Raw genomic sequence first — 22,652 nt, forward strand, 5'->3', positions numbered from 1 at the left:
AAGGGATGGAGTACAGACCAGAATGCGACGGAGCCGGAATGGACGGCTGAGGAACTGTCTTCAGTGACGCCCGATTCAGATATGACACTGTATGCTGTATGGGCAAAGGCAGCAGACGTTAATAAGAATACAACGAATGTTAGATATAAGACACATGTACAGACATATGGAGAAAGCCAGGGATGGGTCACTGGAGGGAAGATCAGCGGCACTCAGGGAGAATCCAAACGTATGGAGGCGATTTATCTTGAGCTTGTTGATCAGACATATCCTGGAGACATTCAGTATCGGACACATGTGCAGACCTATGGATGGAATAATTGGGTATCAAATGGAAAGATGTCCGGAACAGAAGGACAGTCCAAACGTCTCGAGGCGATTCAGATTTGTCTGACTGGAGAAATGGCGGAGCATTATGATGTATACTACAGAGTTCACGCGCAGAATTTCGGTTGGCTCGGTTGGGCGAAGAACGGCGAGCAGGCCGGCACGGCAGGGTATTCTTACCGATTAGAAGCAATTCAGGTACAATTAGTGGAAAAAGGAGGAAAAGCACCGGGATCAACGGAGAATGCTTTCTATCAGAAACCGAGCGGTGTCAGATATCGGACACATGTACAGAGTTATGGCAATCAGAATTGGGTTTCTGATGGAGCATCCTCTGGCACACAGGGTGAGTCCAAACGATTGGAAGGCATCTGGATCGAGCTTACAAATCCGGATTATAGCGGAAGTATTCAGTATCAGACACACGTACAGACGTATGGATGGAATAATTGGGTATCAAATGGAAAGATGTCCGGAACGGAAGGACAGTCCAAACGTCTTGAGGCGATTCGGATTCAACTGACGGGAGAGATGGCGAAACATTATGATATTTATTACAGAGTGCATGCGCAAAATTTCGGCTGGATGGGATGGGCAAAGAATGGAGACGCTGCCGGCACGGCAGGGTATTCTTACCGCTTGGAAGCAATTCAGATCAAGCTCGTGCCAAAGGGACAAGCGGCACCTGGAAGTACAGAAAATTCTTTTTACAGGAAGGCATAGTTGATTACAAGCCCCGGCAAATCGCCGGGGCTTTCGTCATTCTGTCAGGGTGCGGGTGAAGGATGGGTTTTGGGTTAAGCATAAGACAAGACAATACTTTGTAACAAAAATGTAAAAAATTCCCATCACGCCGTTGCAATTTTGGATGTCCTGTGATAGTATTGTAAAAGATTACGGAAAGTGTAACAAGAAGATTACAAAAATGCGCCTGAAGTTTTAAGCGCAGGGAGGTTATATTTTTGAAGGTCAGATTTAAGCGTTTACTTACAATTGGAATTGCAGCTGCCATGCTTGGCGCACAGCCGTTGCCTGTAAGTGCGGATGATTTCGACACTCAGATTCAGAATGCGGACAATGCAATCAGTGATCTGCAGAATCAGCAGGCAGAGACGAATCAGAATCTTACAGACATCCAGAATTCTATCTCCAGCATGGAATCCGACAAGCAGCAGATCCTTTCACAGATCGATGGATATGATCAGGAGCTTGTGATTACGATGGCGTCTATCTCTTCTCTTGATGATCAGATCGAGCAGAAGACGAAAGAGCTGGAGCAGACAACGACTGATCTTGAGGAGGCAGAGAAGGATCAGGACACACAGTATCAGGCCATGAAGAAGCGGATACAGTATCTCTATGAGGAGGGCGGAGACAGCGGTTGGGCAAGCGTCATGATCGGAAGTCTCAGTCTTTCGGAGGGCCTTGATAATGTAGATAATACAAAGTCCCTGTATAAGTACGACAGAGAGGAGCTTGAGGCATATACCGAGACTGTATCAAAGGTAAAGACGCTGAAGGCACAGGAAACTTCTCAGAAATCTTCTCTGGAAGCTTCCAAACAGGAGCTGGAAGGCGCTAAGGAGAACCTGGAATCTCTGAAGTCGGACGCGGAAGCAAAGGGAGAGGATCTGGATTCCCTGCTTTCGGATGCTCAGAACAGGGCGGATGAGTATTATTCCCTGATTCAGGAACAGAACGCTCAGATTTCCGAACTGCAGTCTCAGAAAGAAGCAGCACAGAATGCGAAGGCTGAGCAGGAGGCCCAGCAAAAAGCAGCTGCAGAAGCAGCGCAGAAGGCTGCGGCTGAACAGGCAGCAGCACAGCAGGCAGCGGCACAGCAGGCGGCTTCTCAGACAGCAAATGCCTCTGCGGAAGCCGGCGGATCATCCGCGAATACTTCTGCGGGAACAGACAGCTCTTCTGCAGATGCAGGCGCTGCAGATACAAGTACTGCGGATACAAGTGCTGCAGACACGAGTAGTTCAACTACAACAGACACAAGTACTGCAGACAGCAGTACCTCCTATGACAATGGTTCTTCTGCTTCATCGTCTGTTTCATCCGGCACCTCCTCTTCGGCCTCGACAGCGAGTGGAGTAAGCGGTCAGGATGTTGTAAATTATGCGCTTCAGTTCGTGGGAAATCCATATGTATGGGGCGGAACTTCACTGACAAACGGATGTGACTGCTCCGGATTTGTTCAGCAGGTATACGCACACTTCGGCATTTCACTGAGCCGCACGACCTATACACAGGCGAATGAGGGTATTGCCGTATCTTATAGTGAGATGCAGCCCGGCGACGTTATCAACTACGGAAGCCATACCTCAATCTATATTGGAAACAACATGATCGTTCATGCGGCGGATGAGTCTCTCGGAATCATCACTCAGAGCAATCCGGCATTCGAGCCGATCGTTACCATTCGCAGAATGATCTATTAATCTCATTCATCACGCATCGTACTCTCTGGAGCATGAAGATCCATAGAGATATCTATTTCGAGTGGAGTATTTATTAACAGCCAGACAGGTATTTGATCCTGTCTGGCTGTTCTGCGTCGGATGTATCATTTATGTCGGATACTGATTTATATATTTGCGGCATAGACTTTTTTACCGGTTGTAATTTATCAGTAATCCGCTATAATAAGAAAACAGGCAGATGATTATCAGTGCCGTCTCTTTGACGGACAATAGGAAATCAGGTGGAAAACCTGAGCGATCCGGTCACTGTAAGCAGCGAGCTAACCGCTGAATGTCATTGCATTGCATAAGGGAATGCGAGAAGGCGCGGGAAGTGTCTGAACTGCAAGCCAGGAAACCTGCTGATAATCCATAGAACCCGATTGTGCTTCCAGGGAAAGCAGAATCTTCAGAGAAATTTTCCGGACGAACAGAGCGTTCGTTTTCAGAATATTTCTTTTTGGCATGCGCTTTCCCGGTGCATGCTTTTTTTTGAGGAGGAAAAGTTGTATGAAATTACGAAGCAGATTACTGACCTTTATTCTTTCTGCGTCCATGGCGCTTTCTATGACGTCACCTGTACTTGCTGACGAAGGAGTACCAGACAGTACAACTGCTGCAACACAAGAAGCGGAAAATAATCAGGTACCGGCAGAACAGGACAATCACAGGGAAGAGGAAAGCCAGCCGGTACAGGCGCAGGCAGAGCAGACTGCAGAGGAACAGAGTGTTTCTGCGGAAGTCGTGAATACCGTACAGAAGCAGTCTGAAAATGCACAGACAGTGGAGAATTCTGTGACAGATACACCTTCTTCTGCAGCAGAGGTTCCTGCTTCGTCAGCAGGAAGTTCTGACACGGCTGCTGCAGACAGCGCGGCAACAGGAACTGATGCGCAGGCTGAGGAAAAGAACACAAAAGCAGCTGAAAGTACGGAGGACTCCGGCCAGAATACAGGTAGAATTTCCGTGACTGCTGTTGCAATTAAGGACAGCCGGAATAAGATAGCTAAAAATAAAGAGGGAAAAGATGCGCTTCTTCTGGTAGCAGGAGATGCTGAACAGGATCAGCTGACCGCTGAGATCACGCCAGCGGATGCAGCCGATCATACGGTCACATGGAAATCTGAGGACGAATCCGTAGTAAAAGTAGATGCAGACGGAAAACTGACTGCAGGCAGAGAAGGTACTGCAAAGATTACTGTAACGACCACAGACGGCGGGCGCAGTGCATCTCTGCTTGTAACGGTGCAGGCTGCCAAAGAGAATTCTTCTGCGGCAGATGGCGGAAAACAGGGATCTGCATCGGAAAAGGCCACTTCAGATGGAGAAAGCAGTTATGTACGGGCTTCCTATAATAACAGTACAGCGCTTGCAGATGGGACGTATCAGCCTGCAGACCAGAAAATGCCGAAGAACCGCAAGGGAAAGCAAATACTTTCCTGCGATAAGATTCTGGTGAATAGCGGAAAGGCGTATGTGATACTGACCGCAACTTCCGGATTTACTACCTACTATGACGGAACTGCATCGGGAAAAGCGGACGCGGAGACGGAGAATACTTCGGCAGGATTCTATAAATTCAGCGGAGGACAGGTAACAGTTCCGGTTGCGCTGAATTCGGAAATGACATTTTCCGCTTATAACCCTTCGATGGGAAAATGGTTTTCTTATAGCTTTACAGTTAATCTGGAAAATACAGCACAGCCGGAATTTGATAACACCACAACTTTGCCGGACGGAGATTATCCGGGAAGTAATGAACCGATTTCTATATCAGCGAATGGAAAAAAAGTTTACTATGACCAGATTGTCGTAAAGGATGGAAAGGCAAAAGCGCATATTTACTTTACCAGCTCGAAATATACTCACGTATATATCGGCGCGGCGGCCGGTTATGAGCAAAATACAATAGATCCTGGGAAAGTGAAGAAGGAGCTCGCCAATCTCCTGAATGACAAGGTCAGGACAATTCCGACAAGCCTGGAGGTAATCGATGGTTCCACTGTAAGTGCGGCCTGGATTCCGGTAAAGCTGAATACGCCCATGACATTTTCCGGCAGAAACACCGGTATGGAAGGGAGGGTTATTTGGAAAACTTATAAAGATATTACTTTCTGCACTGAAGATAAAAAGATGAATCTCTCCGTCTCCGTGCAGGATGAGAATGGTAACGCCATTCCCGCGGATGTTACCGTTGCGGAAGGAAGCCAGACATTCTCTGCGAAGGAGGGAAAATATTCGTTGACCGTAGGAGCTGCTTACACCATTTCCGCATCCGCGGACGGGTATGAATCTTCCAGTGTTTCCTACACGGCGGCGGACACTACAGAAGATAAGGTTATTCTTACCTTGAAGAAAAAAACGCAGGGAAGCGGATTCAGGAGAGGAGCGCTGACAATTAAAAAGACCCCTGCAATGTTTAAGATCGTCTCTGCTTCACTGGAAGGAACGGAGAATAATCGGAAGCTCAGAATTGCGCTGAACGGAACATCCTATACGCAGTTGTTCAGGGGATCTCAGGCGGATGCGGCAAAATCAGACAGCGCAGCCAGAATCGGTTATTCTGTGAATCAGAGCGGAAAATACGAGTTTGTAATTCCTGTGACAGAAAAAGACGGAATATTTTCTCTGGCAGCGCTTTCCAAAAACAGGAACGCATGGTATGCGCGGACGATTACGCTGGATCAGTCGAATATGACTATTTCCTGTGAGGCTATGGACTGGCAGTCGGATCCTTATAAGCCGGTAACGGACGGAACCGGAAAGCAACAGGGAGGAAGCGGCAGCCAGGGCGGCTCAGGCAGTGGAAAGAATACTTCATTCGGCAGCACAACAAAAACAGCAGAAAGCGCAAAGGGTGCAACCAGCGGCGGAAATGCAGTGGGTAAGTACCGCTTCTCTTACTCTGGAGGTTCCGGCAGAGCAGTTATCTCCTGCAGTAAAGTAGAGATCGTAAACGGACAGGCATATGCGACGATTACCTTCTCCAGAGCAAACGGAGGAACGTCCAGCTACACGGCAGTCCGTGTGGGAGGAAGAACCTATAACGGCTCCAACACATTTACCATACCGGTGAATCTGAATGGAAATACAGCAATCAGTGCTCTGACATCAGCCATGTCGGCGGAGCATTGGATTGATTATACCCTGTATATCGGGGAATCCGGCAGCAGCGAGACCGGAACTTCTGTTAAGGATTCCACAAAAGCACTGGATGAGAAGGCACCTGAGATAACAGGAATCAAGAGTACCGGCGAGACGAAAATTACTTATTCCAATAAACTAAAAGTTTTTAATTATGAAAATGACATCTATCTGATTGAGGTAAATCTGATTGCGGACACTGCAAGGACCGATACCTCTGACGAGGCAGAACAGACAGATGAGAGCACTTCGGAGAGCGGGAAGACAAAATCGACAGATTCCTCAGAGAAATCTGCCGATGCAGAGACAGATAACGTGGAAGAATCCGTAAGCTCCACCTCTTCTGCGGCGAGTCCGAAAGAGAAAGAGGAGAAGCTTTACACCAATCCTATTGTAAAGTATCTTGTTGTTCCTGAGAGCCAGGAAATTCCTGCCGGATTGGAGAAGGATGTAATCATCATCCGTCAGCCTGCGGACAAGACCTTTGTCACGTCTCCGGAGGCGTTGAAAATACTGTCAGAGCTTGGCAAAACAGAGGATATTAAAGCCCTGGGTGTGGAAGATAACGATATCGAAGATGGATCCGTCCGTTCTGCGCTGGAAAAAGAAGACGGTGAGGATGGAAAGATCTATCAGGCGGGCACCTATGATAAATGGGATCTGAAAACACTGATTAAGCAGGAAACGAATTTCACGATAGAGTCCTCGAAGATCCTCCCGAAGGAAGAAAAGAACGCGGATGAGGATATGAAATCCTTTGAAAAGCTCGCCTCTCAGGCGGTTCAGATGAACATGGCCATGTTTGTGGACAGAAGCGCAGATGAGAAGAATGATCTGGCAAAGGCAGAATGGTACAAGGTATACGGAATCATTTTCGATGCACAGGATCAGGCAGAAGATCTGTATAAAAAAGTAACGGACAGCGCATCGGAGCAGGAGAAAAAAGAGGCTGTTGAGGCACTGACAGCGGAAAAGAGCGTGAAGAAATGAAAAAAAGAAATAGATTCTGGAAACAATGGATCCCGGTTCTGCTGTCGGCTTCAGTATTGATATCCGGATGTGGCGCATCCTCCGGGGCTGCAATGTCCGCATCTTCCGGAACAGCACAGAGCAGTTCCATTTCTGAAACAGCGGAAAATTCAGAAAACATTACCTCCGGTTCCGCAGGAGAGACAGGAGAAACGGTTTCGACCGCTTCTTCCTCAGAGGCTGTCAATACGTCTTCAGCGGGAACCGCTTCTTCAAAAGCGTCAGAAGCGGAGGCGGAAACTACCCTGGAGACGGTCAACGACCCGGACAATGCCCCTAAAATAAAAGGTCTGACGTACACCGGGACTATGGTCCTTCAGTATGCGACGTGCTTTAACGTTTATTACTATGAAGATGGCTATAAGCTGTTGTCCGTTCCGAAAAGTGGGGATTACCTTCTGGTGCCCGACGGAAAAGAAGCTCCGGACGGGCTGTCCAAGGATATTACGGTCATCAAGCAGCCGCATAATATCTATCTGGCGGCGACTTCGGCCATGTCGCTGTTCTGCGCGCTGGACAGCCTGGATGTTGTTACCATGTGCGGGATTGAGGCGGATAACTGGACTATTGATGCAGCCAGGAAAGCTATGGAGGATGGCTCTATTGTCTTTGCCGGAAAATACAGCGAGCCGGATTATGAGATCATGGTAGAAAAGAATTGTGATCTTGCTATTGAATCCACGATGATTCTGCATAACCCGGAAGTGCAGGAAATGATAGAGAGCATCGGTATTCCGGTGTTTATCGACCGTTCCAGCTATGAATCAGAGGCGCTGGGTCGCACAGAATGGATTAAACTCTACGGAGCGATGGTAAATAAAGAGGATGCGGCGTTTGCTCATTTTGCAGAGCAGACAAAGGTCATTTCGGATTTAGCGGGAGAACAGAGTACCGGGAAAACCGTAGCCTTCTTCTCAGTAGGGACAGATGGAACAGTAACCGTACGGTCAGGAAAGGATTATATCGCCAACATGATCAAAGAGGGCGGCGGCGTCTATATTTTTAAGGATTTGGACAACGGAGAGGGATCCAGTGTCTCCGTCAGCCTGTCTATGGAAGAGTTTTACAACAAAGCCAACAGCGCGGATTATCTGATTTACAACGGAGCCATCGAAAATGGACTGAGCTCAGTGCAGGATCTTGTGGAAAAAAGCGATACCTTTGCTGATTTCAAGGCGGTTAAGGATGGTAATGTCTGGCAGGTGGGAAAAGCCATGTATCAGTCTACCGACACCGTTGGGCAGTTTATCACTGATGTTCATCTGATGCTGACCGGAGGTGACGAGTCGCAGATGACATTCCTCTCCAAAGTAGCGTCATAGCTTATCCTAATCGTTTTGACATCAATATATATGTTTGAAGTGTTTCTTAAGGAGGAAAAGGTCTATGAAAAAACGAATGAAGATGCTGATGACTCTTTTTCTGGCTGCATCCATGGCATTAACACCAATTACAGTTATGGCCGATGATGGACAGGTGCAGACACAAAATGCGTATGAAACATCTGAGCAGGAGACGGAGGTAAATACCTCATCATTTGGTGCAGAAACCAACGAGACGGAGACAGGAACATACGTACAGAAAGAAGAAGCTTCTGACAATCAAACTCCAAGCGTAGAGACTGAAGAGGAAACCCCGGCATCCAGAGGATCATCTGATTCGGATGAGGGACAGGAGACATCTGGTTCGGGAGAACCTGAAGAGATTTCTACCGGTGTGCAGTCTCAAAATACAGAAAATACAGAAAATACAGAAAATACAGATTCTAATTCAGAAGGAATTGAGCATGTCAAGGAACTGATCGCTGCTCTTCCTGATATTAAAGATGTAACGGCAGATAATGAAGCGCAAATTAAAGAAGCCGAGTCTGCCTATAATGCGCTTAGTGATGCGGACAAAGCGACGTTGGATGATCCGAAAAATAGACCGGAAACAAAAGAGCAATCTTATGGCCGTGTTCTGGAGAGCGCCTTATGGGGACTGGAAGTCTTAAAAAAAGTGGATAACAGCACGACTCTGCCTCAGGGAACGTATAGTGCGAGTACGACTCCAGCTCTTACGTCTTCATCATCCAAGGGAAAAAGTTCTTCTAGTAGAATCAGAACCTGGACAGTTACTGAAGTAACGGTTGACGGTCAGGGAAAAGCCGTAGCTACCATTCAGGTAGACAGCGGAACATACACAACTCTTCGGACAAATGGGGAAACTTATAAAGGAACGGCATCTGGCACAGGGGAAAATAAAGTAACTACATTTCAGAATGTGCCGATTGATCTGAACAGCACCTTTTATATTGCTGCATATTCTTCATCAATGGGAACCGAGATCGGTTATTCTGTCACAACTGAGATTGATGAGTCGGCAGCAACTGCTTTGACAATAACAAATAATACAGGTATGTTTAAGGCTGTTAATGCAAGGCTGGAGAAGCAGGGAGATCAGACATACCTGGTTATGGATTTAAGCGGAAGCGGCTATCATGAGCTGTACAAAGGAACTTATGAGGAAGCTGTTTCCAATGGTGATGGATCGAAGGACAAAGGAAACGATAGCTGGGTACACGGGTATCAGAACAGCGAAAAAAGATGGGAGTTCTCCATTTCTCTGACAGAGGGGGAGCTGAACGGAACAGATATTCCGCTGGTAGCGGTGTCAAACACCTATTACGGCAAATACCTGAACGGGAACAATGATCTTAAACGTGCCTTTTATCCCCGCAAGATTCAGGTAAATGAAAGCGCAAAGACACTGGTTACGGGTGATTTTACCAGCGAAGCCAGTCTGGCGGTTACCCTTGCAGATGGGATCATGATGAAGAAACCGGATGCAAAGCTGGAGACGATCGGAGGACCAAACAGTAACGGATACAGCGAAACCCTGAAACTGATTATGCAGAATGGCAGCTACGACCGACTCTATATCGGGTCAAAGGAAGATGCGGCGGAAGCGGAAACAAAGGGTGAGACAACCCGTCTGGATGATGCGAATACCTTTACCGTAGCTGTGAGAGAGGGGTCCTTTGGCGGAAATATTACAAAGGATTATCTGGAACAGCCCGTTGTTGTTTCCTTCCGAGGAACAAGCAGCGGCAACTGGGTTGAAAGAAAAGTCACCATCAGTAAAACAGCGAAAACACTGAAGATCGATCCTGTCACGGAGCAGATCAAATTCCGTGCGGTGGATGAAGAAGGGAATACTGTCGAAGGTGCATCCTTTACAGTAAAACGCAAAGACACACAAATTAATCCAGACAGTGATTCAGCCTATACATTAGTAAAGGATACCGCTTATACGGTAGAAGCAGGTGCTGATGGGTATGAGACACAGACATTTACATATGCGCCGGATGGAACAGAAACAGAGCATACAGTAATTCTGAAAAAAGAGAAAAAAGAAGAGCTGAAAACTATCGGATTGTCTTATTCTGCTCATGTACAGAATATTGGTTGGCAGGCAAATGTGACGGATGGAACAGAAGCCGGAACCGTTGGAAAAGCCCTGCAGATGGAAGCAATTAAGCTCAGTACCACTGGCGATGCAGACGTACAGGCAGAATATCGGAGCCACATTCAGAACAGTGGATGGGAAAACGGCTGGACAAAAGAAGGACAGATCTCCGGAACAACAGGGAAGAAACTTCGAATGGAGGCTGTTCAGATCCGTCTTACAGGCAGCGATGCTGATAAGTATGACATCTGGTATCAGGTACATGTGCAAAATTACGGATGGCTTGGATGGGCAAAAAACGGTGCTTCTGCCGGGACAACCGGAAAAGGTCTCCGCATGGAAGCAATTCGTGTCAGAATACTTTCCAAAGGTTCAGCGGCACCAGGAAGCACTGATGGATCCTATGTTGAGCCTCTGGTTTGTTATCAGACTCATGTACAGAATAAAGGCTGGATGACTTCGGTCAGTGATGGAAAAATTGCCGGAACAACCGGAAAGAAGCTGCGGATGGAGGCTGTTAAGCTTACGTTGAACCTGCCACAGAGTGAAGGCGGCATTGCATATCAGAGCCATCTTCAGAATATCGGATGGGAACGATCATGGAAGACGAATGGGCAGATCTCCGGAACTACCGGCCAGAAAAGAAGGCTGGAGGCAGTCAGAATCAAGCTGACAGGAAATATAGCCGAAAAGTATGATATTTATTACAGAGTTCATGTCCAGAACAAAGGCTGGACAGGATGGGCAAAGAATGGAGAAGATTGTGGCTCTACCGGGCTCAGTCTTAGAGGGGAAGCGCTGGAAACTGTGATGGTTTTAAAAGGAGCGCCAGCACCTGGAAGTACAGCAAATACCTGTTGGAAATAAAATAAATGATTGGGAGTTGGCAATTTTTGGTTAAGAAAAGCAAACTCCTGACTGTTTGCAAGAGCCCTTGTCGGACTGAAAACTAGTCAGACAAGGGCTCTTGCTTCGCTCAAGCGCGCCAGATGTCTAGAAGCAGCCATCAAAAAAATTGATGACTGGATATCAATATGATAAGCTTTTTAGCGAGAGTAATCTATGGTACTCTTTCAAAGACGGATTTGTCTGAATTGTATGGAAATACCTCTAAAAAGAGGCATGTCTTGTTAAGAAGAGACATCTGTCCATCGAAAATAGAATAATTGCGGATTGGTTGATATGGAAATCAGTAAAAGCTGATGCGGTATCGCCACTGTAGAAGGGAGTGCTGTGCAGAATGCCACTGGGAGACCGGGAAGGCTGCGCGGCGCAGGGATCTTAAGCCAGGATACTTTCTCCTCTCCGACATCTTACTTAACGACTTATTGAGCGGATGTGCAGGGAAAATGTCCTGTCAGTGGATAAATAACAGAGATCAGTCTGGCTTGTAATAAGTCAGGCTGTTTTTTATAGCACGGTCCGGTGAACGTGAATGATCCGGCCTCGTACTATACGTTTATTATCAGTTGAACCTGAACCGGAAAAGCTGCCGGGACCGAATCGGTGCGTTGCGGTCCGGGACAGAAAATGCACATATGGCAAGCATCACACTTTCATCACAATCTCATCAAAAATGAGACACAGAATTCACAAAATTAGATCACAGAGTTTCGATACTATATAAATCGTAAGGAAGATATACAGAACAAAGGGAAATTTCAACGTCGCAGGGTTTGATACGAAGCGGCTGAATATCGAATGGACATCGAATCGAATGGATATGGAATCGAATGGACATCGAATGGACATCGAATCGAATGAATATCGAATCCTATGAATATCGAAACGAAGAAATCAGGCAGGAATTCAAAAGCTCTGCGGACCAGGCGGCGGAGAATGGTGAAAGGGTGAATATTATGAGTGAATTCAATAACGGCTATTACGACAATAACAGCAACAACAATGGACAGAATGATTTTCAGCAGAACGGGAACGAGGATAAGAAGCTGAACCGTAAGGAACGCCGCAGGCTGGCAAGAGCGGCAAAGAAGAACGGGAGCGGACACAGATGGGGAACAGTAATCGCCAGCGCGCTTGTCTTTGGACTGATCGCCGGAACCGTGACCTATGGTGTAAATGCCGGAGCCTCGGCATTGAATACAACTTCTTCTTCAACCTCGGCATCGGCTGCGACACAGACCGCTACACTGACAAAGGCTTCGGATTCCGGCGAGAGCAGCACATCGTCATCCTCCTCTTCAAGTGGAGATCTGACTGTCTCGGAGGTGGCGGCAAAGGCGATGCCTTCCATGGTTACGATTTCAACCATGTCGGTAGAACAGATGCAGAGCTTCTTCGGCGGATCGCAGCAGTATGAGGTGGAAGGCGCAGGAACAGGTGTCATCGTCGGAATTACGGATGATGAGGTTCTGATTGCTACCAATAACCACGTCATCGACGGCGCGACGACGATTTCTGTAGGATTCTCCGATGATTCTGTTGTGGAAGGCCAGATCAAGGGCACGGATTCGGACAATGATCTCGCACTGGTAGCAGTCAAAAAGAGTGATCTGAGTGATGATACTCTCGGACAGATCAAGGCGATTACCATCGGCGATTCCGATGATGTACAGCTTGGCGATCAGGTTGTCGCCATCGGTAATGCTCTCGGATATGGACAGTCTGTAACCTCCGGATATGTGAGCGCCCTGAACCGTGATCTCAGCTTCTCGGACGGAAGCACGACGACGCAGTCAACCGGTCTGATTCAGACCGATGCCGCGATCAACGCGGGCAACTCCGGCGGTGCTCTTCTGAATATGAAGGGTGAGCTGATCGGTATCAATGAGGCGAAGAGTTCTTCCTCGAGCGGGGAAGCTTCCGTCGACAACATGGGATACGCAATCCCGACGGCAAAGGCGGAGTCGATTCTTGAAAAGCTCATGAATGAAACCACAAAGACGACTTACAGTGATGATAAGAGAGGATATCTCGGCGTTTCCACGGCGGATGTAACCGAACAGTACGCTCAGGTATACAGCATGCCGGAAGGCATCTGTCTGACGAGTGTTCCGGACGGAAGCCCGGCGGCAAAGGCAGGACTGCAGAAGGGGGACGTCATCACAGCGATTGACGGAACATCCGTCTCCACAACAGACGATCTGACAACGCAGCTTAGATATCATAAATCGGGCGACACCGTGACCATCACCTATCAGAGATCGGATAACGGAAAGTATACCGAGGGTTCTGTCAAGGTTACTCTGGGAAGCAAGAGCGATGTGGAAGCTCTTACCGGAGATTCCGGATCGGGAAGCACGGATAACTCGGGAAGCAGTTCCGATTCCGACAGCTCAGATAATTCCGGAAACGGCGGGTACAGCTATGGATTCGGATTTCCGTTCGGGGGCTGAATCATTTGATGCGGCATGAGGCCAAATAGAAAAAAGTTCCAGAAGCCTGCAGGGGCCTCTGGAACTTTTTTTACGCGAACAGTGATCCGCAGCCGAATGCGAAGTATTCGTGTGCGGCGAGCGTCGCGATAGCGAGATAAAACTCGCGCAGCGTGTTTTATCTCGTTGTGGTTTGTCCGGCTTTCCGAACGGAATTGCGCATCGGATTTGTGAATCCGATGATTTTCAGACAAAGCCAATAATGCTAACCGATGATTTTCAGACAAAGCCAATAATGCTAACCGATGGTTTTCAAACAGAGTCAATAATGCTAAAATGGGGGCACGGAGTGCGGAGATGCTCCGTGCCCCGCAGGCGGGCACCACAATATGCATAAGCTACGGATTGCTCCGTGCTTCGCACTCCCGCAATCCTACAGGTATTCGGATTTCGCGCGTTCGCGCTTCATCCTCATACCTGTTGCCTTCGAAATCGCATCCAGTCTCTTACACACGCTTCGCGCGTGACGATCCTGTCTGCGTTTTCGAAGAGCTCATGCAGTAAAAATGCAATGGCGCATAGGATGAACGGGAGGCAGACGATGCCTTCCGGACACTATGGGTTAGTTTTTTACAAGATTGGAGGAAGAAGAATGAATGGTGCAGAGGCAATGGTGAAGTGTCTGGAAGCGGAGGGCGTTACCAAGATTTTCGGAATTCCGGGAGTCGCGATTGCGCCTTTTTACGATGCGCTCTATGATGCGCCGTCGATTGAGCACATTCTGGTGCGTCAGGAGCAAGCGGCCGGTCATGAGGCGAGCGGGTATGCCCGCGTGTCCAGGAAGACAGCGGTCTGTGTGACCTCTTCTGGTCCCGGAGCGACGAATCTGATCACGGCGCTTGCGACTGCGTATGCGGACAGCATTCCGATCGTGGCGATCACCGGGCAGGTGAACAGCGCTCTTCTGGGAAGAGATGTGTTCCAGGAGGCGGATATGAGAGGCGCCACTGAATCTTTTGTAAAATACAGCTACCTCGTCAAGAATGCGGACGACATTCCGCGTATCTTCAAGGAGGCTTTCTATATCGCGTCCAGCGGGCGCAAGGGTCCGGTACTGATTGATATTCCATGTGACGTACAGAGCGCGGCCTTAAAGAAGGAATTTGTGTATCCCGAGGAGGTAAATCTCCGGGGGTATAAGCCGAACACGAAGGTGAACGCGCAGCAGCTCTCGAAGGTGGTGACAGCCATCAATAAGGCGAAAAAACCGCTGATCTGTGTAGGCGGCGGAGTAATCCTCGGAAACGGGGAGGAGCTGGTGCGGGCTTTCTGTGAGAAGAATCAGATTCCGCTTGTGCATACCATGATGGGAATGGGAGTCCTTCCAAAGGCGCATCCGCTGTACTTCGGTATGCTGGGCAACAATGGCAAGCCGTACGCGAACCGCGCGGTATCGAACAGTGATCTTCTGATCGTGGTCGGGGCCAGAATCGCCGACCGCGCGGTTCCGAAGCCGGAAAACCTGGAAAAACAGGTCAATATCATTCACATTGATATCGATTCTGCCGAGATCGGCAAGAATCTTGGCCCGACGATTCCGCTTGTGGCGGATGTGCGGCTTGTATTTCAGGCACTTCTGGACGCGGACATTCATGTAGACACGAGTGCGTGGCTGGAGCAGCTGGAGGAAATCAAGCACCACACGGTTGATCATCGGAAGTTCAGTGATGCTCTTGTGAATCCGATGACGCTGGTGCAGCATCTGTCGGAAAAAATGGACGACGACGCGATTTATATCGCGGATGTCGGCCAGAATCAGCTCTGGTCGGCGGACAACTATATCATGAAGAACGGCCGTTTCCTGACGACCGGCGGAATGGGAACGATGGGATATTCCATTCCGGCTGCGATCGGTGCCAAGCTTGTCGACCCGTCCCGGCAGGTGGTTGCCGTATGCGGTGACGGTGATTTTCAGATGTCGATGTTTGAACTGGGGACGATCGCCGTGAATAAGATTCCGGTGAAGATTCTGGTGATGCGCAACACATACCTGGGTCTGGTCCGCGAGCACCAGGAGAAGAAGTACCATAAGCGTTACTCGGGAGTGCAGCTGCATAAATATCCGCATTATGACAAGCTTGCGGAAGCCTACGACATGGATTATTTTTATGCGGATTCCAATGAGACCCTGGACAGTGAGCTTGACCGATTCCTGGCGTGCCCGGGGGCGTGCATCATGGTTTGTGAAATTGACTCCGCGAACAACACAAATTAAGGAGGGCGCGAAAAATGAAAGGTATTTTTTCCGTACTGGTAGAGAATAAGGACGGCGTACTCTCCGGAATTTCCGGTCTGTTCGCGAGAAGGGGCTATAATATAGACAGCCTTGCCGTAGGTGAGACGGAGAGGAAGGATGTCTCCAGTATGACAATTGTGTCTACCGGAGATCAGAGAACGATTGACCAGATTGAGAAGCATCTGAACAAAAAGGTGGATGTCATCAAGGTGCGCCGGCTGGACGAGCCGAGGTGTGTGGAGCTTGAGACCATGCTGATCAAGGTCTCCTATTCACAGACCAACCGGTCTTCTCTCATTGAGATCTGCAGTGTAATGGGAGCAAAGATTCGTCACGTAGCGCCGAAAAACATGGTGATTCTGATTACAGACGAGCCGGATACCATCAATGAATTCATTGAACTGGTGAGAAGCTTTGGAATTCTTGAGCTTCAGCGGACCGGCGTCATCGCGATGTCGAAGGGCTGAGCAAAGCGGAGGAATTCTTGAGCTTCAGCGGACCGGCGTTATCGCGATGTCAAAGGGCTGAGCGAACGGAGGAAAAAATGACGAAACAGGCATTTAACCCGTATTTACCACTGGATGAATATGTCCCGGACGGTGAGCCGCATGTATTCGGAGACCGCGTGTATGTTTTCGGTTCCCATGACAGGGCAAATGCCGCCACCTTTTGTGCCAGGGACTATGTCGGGTGGTCGGCTCCCGTTGATGACCTCGGAAACTGGACCTGCGCGGGGACGATCTACAGCGCGAAACAGGATCCGCTGTACAATGCAGGGAAAATGGCGTACATGTACGCACCGGACTGCGTCCGCGGAAAGGATGGCAGATATTATCTGTATTACTGCATGGCAGGCTACCGCGGAAAGGGTGGCTACAGCAACCCGGTCAGTGTTGCCGTGGCGGATGAGCCGAACGGACACTACGAGTATCTGGGCATCGTCCGCGACAGGGAGGGAAATCCTCTGACAAAATATGTCTGCTTTGATCCGGCGGTTCTGAATGACGACGGCGTGATCCGCCTGTATTACGGAACATATTATGGCTTTGCGCACAGAATGCCGCCTGTGGCGGCGCGGAAAATCATGGAGAAGCTGTTCGGGCGCACGGCAGAGGAAATCCGCGCGGTAAAGGGCGAGGTTGACGGCGCCTGCATGGTGGAACTGGAGGACGACATGCTCACGGCCAGGACGGAGCCTGTGAAGATTGTCCCAGATGAGTTTGCGAAGAGCGGGCATCCGTTTTTTGAGGGAAGCTCAATCCGCCGTGTGAAATACCGGGTGAGGGTTGAAGAAGATACATCGGCGGGAAAAGAGACGCCGGCGGAAGAACAGCTGTCGGTAGGAAAACAGACGCCGGCGGATGAACTGTCCCAAGCGGAAGAGACCGAAGTGAGGAACAAAAGCGGAAAAACGGTTCGAGACCCGGATTATGAGATCCGGAAGATGTACATTTTTGTATATTCTTCGAGACAGAATCACGAGCTGTGCTATGCCACCAGCGAATATCCGGATCATGGCTTTACGTTCCGCGGGACGATTATTTCAAACGGCGATATCTACCTGGATGGAAGGAAGCCGTCCAAAAGGCTTAACCATACGGGAACGAATCATGGAGGCATCGAGTACATCAACGGGCAGTGGTATGTCTTCTATCACCGGCTGACGAATATGAGCGATTACAGCCGGCAGGGATGTGCGGAGCCGATTGAGGTTCTGGAGGACGGCACGATCTGTCAGGTGGAGATGACCAGCTGCGGTCTGAACGGTGGTCCGCTGAAGGCGGAGGGCACCTATCCAGCGGCGATCTGCTGCAATCTGACAAACGGGAGAATGCGGCACGGCTCGAATGCCGGCATGGACTATCACGCGCCGAGAATCATGTGCAGCAGAATTCCCGGGACGAAGGGAAAGGAGCAGGAAACGTATGTTGGCCGGATCAGCGACAATACGATCATCGGTTACAAATATTTTCAGTTCGATGGTGAGGAGGTTACGATCACCGTTACGATGCGGGGACGCGGAGACGGCATCCTGTACGTGATTACGGGCGACGACGGAGATGCTGTGGCGGAGATTGAGGTGAGCGGAAGCGGAGAGTGGAGAAAACACAGTACCTCCTGGGAACAGGAGGCGGGAACCGCACCGCTTTATCTGGCTTTTGAGGGGAAAGGGCAGTTTGATCTGCTTGATTTTTCACTCGGCTGAAAAAATATACCGTATAACAGGAGGAAATGAATCATGTATATCACATGTCTTGATGTAGAAGGAGTACTGGTGCCGGAGATCTGGATCGCTTTTTCAAAGGCGAGCGGGATTCCGGAGCTGAAGAGAACGACCCGGGATGAGCCGGATTACAATAAGCTGATGAACTGGAGACTTGGAATTCTGAAGGAGCACGGCCTGGGTCTTAAGGAAATACAGGATGTCATCGCGACCATAAATCCGCTGGAGGGGGCGCGTGAGTTTCTGGACGAGCTGCGTTCCTTTACGCAGGTCATTCTGATTTCGGATACGTTTGAGCAGTTTGCGGCACCTCTGATGAAGAAGCTGGGCAATCCGACACTGTTCTGCAACACGCTGGATGTGGCGGATAACGGGGAAATCACCGGCTTCCGCATGCGCTGCGAGCAGTCCAAGCTGACTACTGTGAAGGCACTGCAGTCCATCGGATTTGATACGATCGCGAGCGGAGACAGCTATAACGATCTGGGAATGATTCAGGCCAGCAAGGCCGGATTCCTGTTCCGCAGCACGGAGAAGATCAAAGCGGACCATCCGGAGATTCCGGCTTTTGAGGAATACAGTGATCTTCTTCAGGCAATCCGGAAGGCTATGGCTGAGTGAACGTTCACATTTTGTGGATAACTTGTGGACATTGTGGATAAATATTGGAGTTATGAACATCAATTTCGGATTATCCACAGAAAAAGTACAAAATCAGGTGGATAACATATATGATCCGTGAGGTTGACATTGAGGATATCTGGGACGGACGGTTTTACCGGGCGGAGGATGAGGCCCCGGTCGGATGCGGGGATTGCAGCGGGTGTTCAGACTGCTGCCGTATGACCGGGGATTCGATCGTTCTCGATCCGCTGGACATGTACCGTCTGACCTGCGGACTGGGCAGAAGCTTTGAGGATATGATCGAGAAGGAAATTGAAATCCGCATTGTGGACGGGATGATCCTTCCGAATATCATGGAGCATGACGAATCGGATCCGTCCAGGGAGGACGGGTGTCCGTTTCTGGACAGCAGCGGACGCTGCGGAATTCACGAGATAAGACCCGGGTTCTGCCGGCTGTTCCCGCTGGGGAGATATTATCGGGATGAGGACCGGAGCTTCCGTTATTTTGTGCAGAAGGGGGAGTGCACAAAGGGCGGTTCTTCCATGGTGAAGGTATGTGACTGGATCGGCGTGCCGGAGGAGGAGACGGGGCGATATGAGGCATATATCAATACCTGGCATTTTTTCCTGAAGGATTTGAGTGCAAGGATCGGCATGCTTACGGACCGGAGCAGGGACCAGGTGACGCGGTATGTGCTTCAGATCTTCTATGTGATGCCGTATCAGGCCGGGACGGATTTCTATGTGCAGTTTGACCGGAGAATGAACAGGGCGCGGGAGGGGCTGGCACCGCTGCTTCGGTAATATTTTTGAAGGGAAGCGTTTGTCATGAATTCTTTTTATCTGTCGCATTACTTTGATTTTAAGAATGCGGGACCCTTTTTTCTGGTCTCGTTTCTGTGTCTGGCCGGAGTTCTGGCTGTCATTCTGGTCGCGGCGCGCGCGCAGACCGGTTATCATGGCAGGAAGGACGCCGTGAATATGGATACCCGGACGCTGAAAGCTGTCCGGAAAACGCATTTTTCTCTGATTGAGAGTTTTTATGAGATGGTGTTCTCGAGTACGGCTGTGCTGCTCTTCCTGAGCGTATACTATTTACTGGACGAGTACTGGTCGCCGTTGTCACAGTACTGGTTCAAGTACAGAGATATACTGCTGCTGGTCTTCATCCTGCTCTCGGTTCTGGTTACGAGCTGGTTTGATGTGGCTCTTGTCCATCTTACGCATATCAAGTCGGAACAGAAGGCCTGTATCCGGCTTTTAAGCTCGTTCTACATCATTCTGATTCTGCTCTATATCAAGGTGATCTACCAGGACGACAACTACGACACGCTGATCCAGTATTTTCTCCTGCTGGCAGCTGGCCGTTTCCTGTATTTCGATTTTACCTGGGACTGGTTCAAGGAGACAGTCGCCGGTCTGTGGAGAAACCTGCCGCTTCTGGGGTTGATGGCAGGGTATTCCGCGATTGTATGCTGGTACGGTTTTAAGGTGAATTTTCTCCTGAAGTCGAACGGGGTGATCGTGAGTACGCTGATTGCCCATTTGTTCATGGACCTGTGCATTTTTGTCATGCACAAGACCAGGCTTCTGCGTTTCTTTATTCCGTCAGACGCGGACAAGGATGCGGCGCTTCGCGACGCGCAGGCGGCAAGCCGCAGAGCAGGTGCGCAGCGCGCGGCGGACATGGAGAACAGAAACTATGCACAGCGCGCGGCGGATGTGGAGAACAGGAATTACGCGCAGCGGATGGGAAATGCGGAGAGCAGATACTATGCGCATCGCGCGGCGGACGCGGAGAACAGAAACTACGCGCAGCGGATGGCGGAAGCCGCCGGAAATCGGGATCTGCGCGGATATGACGGCAGCGCTCATCGGACAGAGCCGGAGTCACATCTGAATTACGCGCAGCGGATGGGAAACGCGGAGAGCAGATACTATGCGCGGCGCGCGGCGGACGCGGAGAGCAGATATTATGCGCAGAGCGCGGCGGATGCGGAGAATAGAAACTATGCGCAGCGCGTGGCGGACGCGGAGAGCAGATACTATGCACAGCGCGCGGCGGATGTGGAAAACAGAAATTACGCGCAGCGGATGGGTTTGCGTCAGGACGTGCAGGATGTGGAAGAACATGAGGGCACACATATTATCCGGAACCCGGAAGAACTCAGGCCGGAGGAAGATGAGATACACATCCCCGAATACAAGCTGGATGAGACGGAACGGAATGCTCTTGCGCACGATGCCCGCATGGGAAATTCGAAGCATCTGAATTATTACCAGAGAAAGAAAGAGGAAGAATAAATGTTTGACAATGCGTCTGACCGGGTGCTGGACTTCATCCGGCGGTCACCGAGCTGTTTTCATGTTGTTGAAAATCTGAAGAACGAGCTTCTCGAGCACGATTATGAGGAGCTGAGGGAGGAAGAAAGCTGGAATCTGAAGCCGGGCGGCAGATATTTTGTGACGCGGAACGGCTCGTCCATTCTCTCTTTCCGGCTTCCGGATCTGTCGGAGGGCGGGATCAGAAGTGTCCATATCATTGCAAGTCACAGTGATTCTCCGACATTCAAGGTGAAGCCATCGCCGGAGATCTGTGTAAACGCAGATGAGATCAAGCTGAATATTGAAAAATACGGCGGGATGCTGTGCAGTACATGGTTTGACCGTCCGCTTTCCGTCGCCGGACGAGTGCTGGTCCTGGTACCGGGAGCAGAAGGAAGATCTTCTGCATCAGGGATTGAAGGGAGCAGGGACGAAGAGGCAGCGGAAGGACAAGCTGAGAATTTTCCTGCATTCCGGATCGAACAGAGACTGGTGAATATTGACCGGGACCTTCTGATGATTCCGTCTCTGGCGATTCACATGAACCGGAATGCCAATGACGGCACTGCCTATAATGTGCAGAAGGATATGCTTCCGCTGTTTAGTCAGAACGGCGACCGGGAAGGGTTCCGGAAGCTGATCGCCGATGCCGCGGGCGTTGATGAGGAGAAGGGAGAAAAAATCCTCGGAGAGGATCTCTTCCTCGTGAACCGCACACCGCAGTCGGTCTGGGGTGCGGACTGTGAGTTTATCTCGAGTCCGAAGCTGGATGACCTGGAATGCTGCTACAGCTCCTTCCTCGGATTTGTGGATTCGGGAATGGAGGCCGGAAGCGGGACAGGAATCCTTGGCATGCATTGTGTCTTTGATAATGAGGAGACGGGGAGCAGAAGCAAGCAGGGCGCGGAATCAACGTTTCTGCGTGATACGCTCGACCGGATCATGGACGGCCTCGGTCTCGGACGTGAGGATTGCCATCGTATCCTTGCGAACAGCTTTATGGTATCGGCGGACAACGCGCATGCGGTGCATCCGAATTTTCCGGATAAGGCGGATCCGGTTCTGCGTCCGCGCATGAATCAGGGAATCGTCATCAAAAATCATGCCAATCAGCTGTACACAACCGACGGGGTGTCCGAGGCGATTTTCCGCTGTCTGTGCGAGGCTCATAAAATTCCGTGTCAGGGATTTGTGAACCGGTCGGATATGCGCGGAGGTTCGACGCTCGGCAACATTTCCAATACGCAGGTGTCTATGAATACGGTGGACATCGGCCTGGCACAGCTGGCCATGCATTCGTCCTATGAGACGGCGGGCGCCAGAGATCCGCAGTATCTGGCAATGTTTTCGAAATATTTCTTTGAGGAGAAGCTGCCGGAAATCCGGTGAGGCTTTTTCCGCGGGGTTCCGGGCTTCGTGTCTGGTGCCCGG

12 protein-coding genes, 1 pseudogene and 2 riboswitches are annotated in these 22,652 nt (G+C 49.9%); all 13 genes and pseudogenes read left to right on the forward strand.

Annotated elements, in window-relative coordinates:
• Nucleotides 1–1,050, forward strand: a pseudogene (locus tag ACTQZS_RS12270) (hypothetical protein); the annotation flags it as partial.
• Between the two features lie 239 nt (nucleotides 1,051–1,289).
• Entirely contained in the window at nucleotides 1,290–2,774 is a 1,485-nt protein-coding gene (locus ACTQZS_RS12275; RefSeq protein WP_441476067.1) for a C40 family peptidase, read from the forward strand.
• Nucleotides 2,775–2,985: 211 nt separating this feature from the next.
• Nucleotides 2,986–3,176: riboswitch (cobalamin riboswitch) on the forward strand.
• A 129-nt stretch (nucleotides 3,177–3,305) separates the two neighbouring features.
• Nucleotides 3,306–6,929, forward strand: coding sequence for an Ig-like domain-containing protein (locus ACTQZS_RS12280; RefSeq protein ID WP_441476068.1), 3,624 nt, complete (start codon nucleotides 3,306–3,308; stop codon nucleotides 6,927–6,929).
• Nucleotides 6,926–8,290: an ABC transporter substrate-binding protein gene (locus tag ACTQZS_RS12285; RefSeq protein ID WP_441476069.1), complete on the forward strand. Its 1,365-nt coding sequence runs from the start codon at nucleotides 6,926–6,928 to the stop codon at nucleotides 8,288–8,290. Before ACTQZS_RS12280 ends, ACTQZS_RS12285 begins: the two co-directional genes overlap by 4 nt.
• A gap of 64 nt (nucleotides 8,291–8,354) precedes the next feature.
• On the forward strand, nucleotides 8,355–11,282 hold the full coding sequence (locus ACTQZS_RS12290) for a hypothetical protein (RefSeq protein ID WP_441476070.1): 2,928 nt from the start codon (nucleotides 8,355–8,357) through the stop codon (nucleotides 11,280–11,282).
• 253 nt (nucleotides 11,283–11,535) lie between these two features.
• Nucleotides 11,536–11,732: riboswitch (cobalamin riboswitch) on the forward strand.
• Nucleotides 11,733–12,148: 416 nt separating this feature from the next.
• Nucleotides 12,149–13,771: a S1C family serine protease gene (locus ACTQZS_RS12295; protein ID WP_441476071.1), complete on the forward strand. Its 1,623-nt coding sequence runs from the start codon at nucleotides 12,149–12,151 to the stop codon at nucleotides 13,769–13,771.
• Between the two features lie 631 nt (nucleotides 13,772–14,402).
• Nucleotides 14,403–16,025 (forward strand): biosynthetic-type acetolactate synthase large subunit, encoded by a 1,623-nt coding sequence (gene ilvB, locus ACTQZS_RS12300; RefSeq protein WP_441476072.1) that lies wholly within the window; start codon nucleotides 14,403–14,405, stop codon nucleotides 16,023–16,025.
• A gap of 14 nt (nucleotides 16,026–16,039) precedes the next feature.
• Nucleotides 16,040–16,513, forward strand: coding sequence for an acetolactate synthase small subunit (gene ilvN, locus ACTQZS_RS12305; protein WP_441101345.1), 474 nt, complete (start codon nucleotides 16,040–16,042; stop codon nucleotides 16,511–16,513).
• A 77-nt stretch (nucleotides 16,514–16,590) separates the two neighbouring features.
• On the forward strand, nucleotides 16,591–18,252 hold the full coding sequence (locus ACTQZS_RS12310; protein ID WP_441476073.1) for a family 43 glycosylhydrolase: 1,662 nt from the start codon (nucleotides 16,591–16,593) through the stop codon (nucleotides 18,250–18,252).
• Between the two features lie 33 nt (nucleotides 18,253–18,285).
• Nucleotides 18,286–18,891, forward strand: coding sequence for a bifunctional phosphoserine phosphatase/homoserine phosphotransferase ThrH (thrH, locus tag ACTQZS_RS12315; RefSeq protein WP_441476074.1), 606 nt, complete (start codon nucleotides 18,286–18,288; stop codon nucleotides 18,889–18,891).
• A 110-nt stretch (nucleotides 18,892–19,001) separates the two neighbouring features.
• Entirely contained in the window at nucleotides 19,002–19,700 is a 699-nt protein-coding gene (locus ACTQZS_RS12320) for a YkgJ family cysteine cluster protein (protein ID WP_441476075.1), read from the forward strand.
• A 24-nt stretch (nucleotides 19,701–19,724) separates the two neighbouring features.
• A complete protein-coding gene (locus tag ACTQZS_RS12325; RefSeq protein WP_441476076.1) occupies nucleotides 19,725–21,200 on the forward strand; it encodes a hypothetical protein in 1,476 nt (491 codons plus the stop codon).
• A complete protein-coding gene (locus ACTQZS_RS12330) occupies nucleotides 21,201–22,610 on the forward strand; it encodes a M18 family aminopeptidase (RefSeq protein WP_441476077.1) in 1,410 nt (469 codons plus the stop codon).
• The last annotated feature ends 42 nt before the right edge of the window (nucleotides 22,611–22,652 follow it).

Origin of the sequence: Bilifractor sp. LCP19S3_H10 (genome assembly GCF_052119185.1) — a bacterium.
Lineage (GTDB): Bacteria > Bacillota > Clostridia > Lachnospirales > Lachnospiraceae > Bilifractor.

Coding starts and splice junctions, on each gene's coding strand:
- ACTQZS_RS12280 (WP_441476068.1), top strand. CDS start 3,306: ATGAAATTACGAAGCAGATTACTGACCTTTATTCTTTCTGCGTCCATG.
- ACTQZS_RS12285 (WP_441476069.1), top strand. CDS start 6,926: ATGAAAAAAAGAAATAGATTCTGGAAACAATGGATCCCGGTTCTGCTG.
- ACTQZS_RS12290 (WP_441476070.1), top strand. CDS start 8,355: ATGAAAAAACGAATGAAGATGCTGATGACTCTTTTTCTGGCTGCATCC.
- ACTQZS_RS12295 (WP_441476071.1), top strand. CDS start 12,149: ATGGACATCGAATGGACATCGAATCGAATGAATATCGAATCCTATGAA.
- ilvB (WP_441476072.1), top strand. CDS start 14,403: ATGAATGGTGCAGAGGCAATGGTGAAGTGTCTGGAAGCGGAGGGCGTT.
- ilvN (WP_441101345.1), top strand. CDS start 16,040: ATGAAAGGTATTTTTTCCGTACTGGTAGAGAATAAGGACGGCGTACTC.
- ACTQZS_RS12310 (WP_441476073.1), top strand. CDS start 16,591: ATGACGAAACAGGCATTTAACCCGTATTTACCACTGGATGAATATGTC.
- thrH (WP_441476074.1), top strand. CDS start 18,286: ATGTATATCACATGTCTTGATGTAGAAGGAGTACTGGTGCCGGAGATC.
- ACTQZS_RS12320 (WP_441476075.1), top strand. CDS start 19,002: ATGATCCGTGAGGTTGACATTGAGGATATCTGGGACGGACGGTTTTAC.
- ACTQZS_RS12325 (WP_441476076.1), top strand. CDS start 19,725: ATGAATTCTTTTTATCTGTCGCATTACTTTGATTTTAAGAATGCGGGA.
- ACTQZS_RS12330 (WP_441476077.1), top strand. CDS start 21,201: ATGTTTGACAATGCGTCTGACCGGGTGCTGGACTTCATCCGGCGGTCA.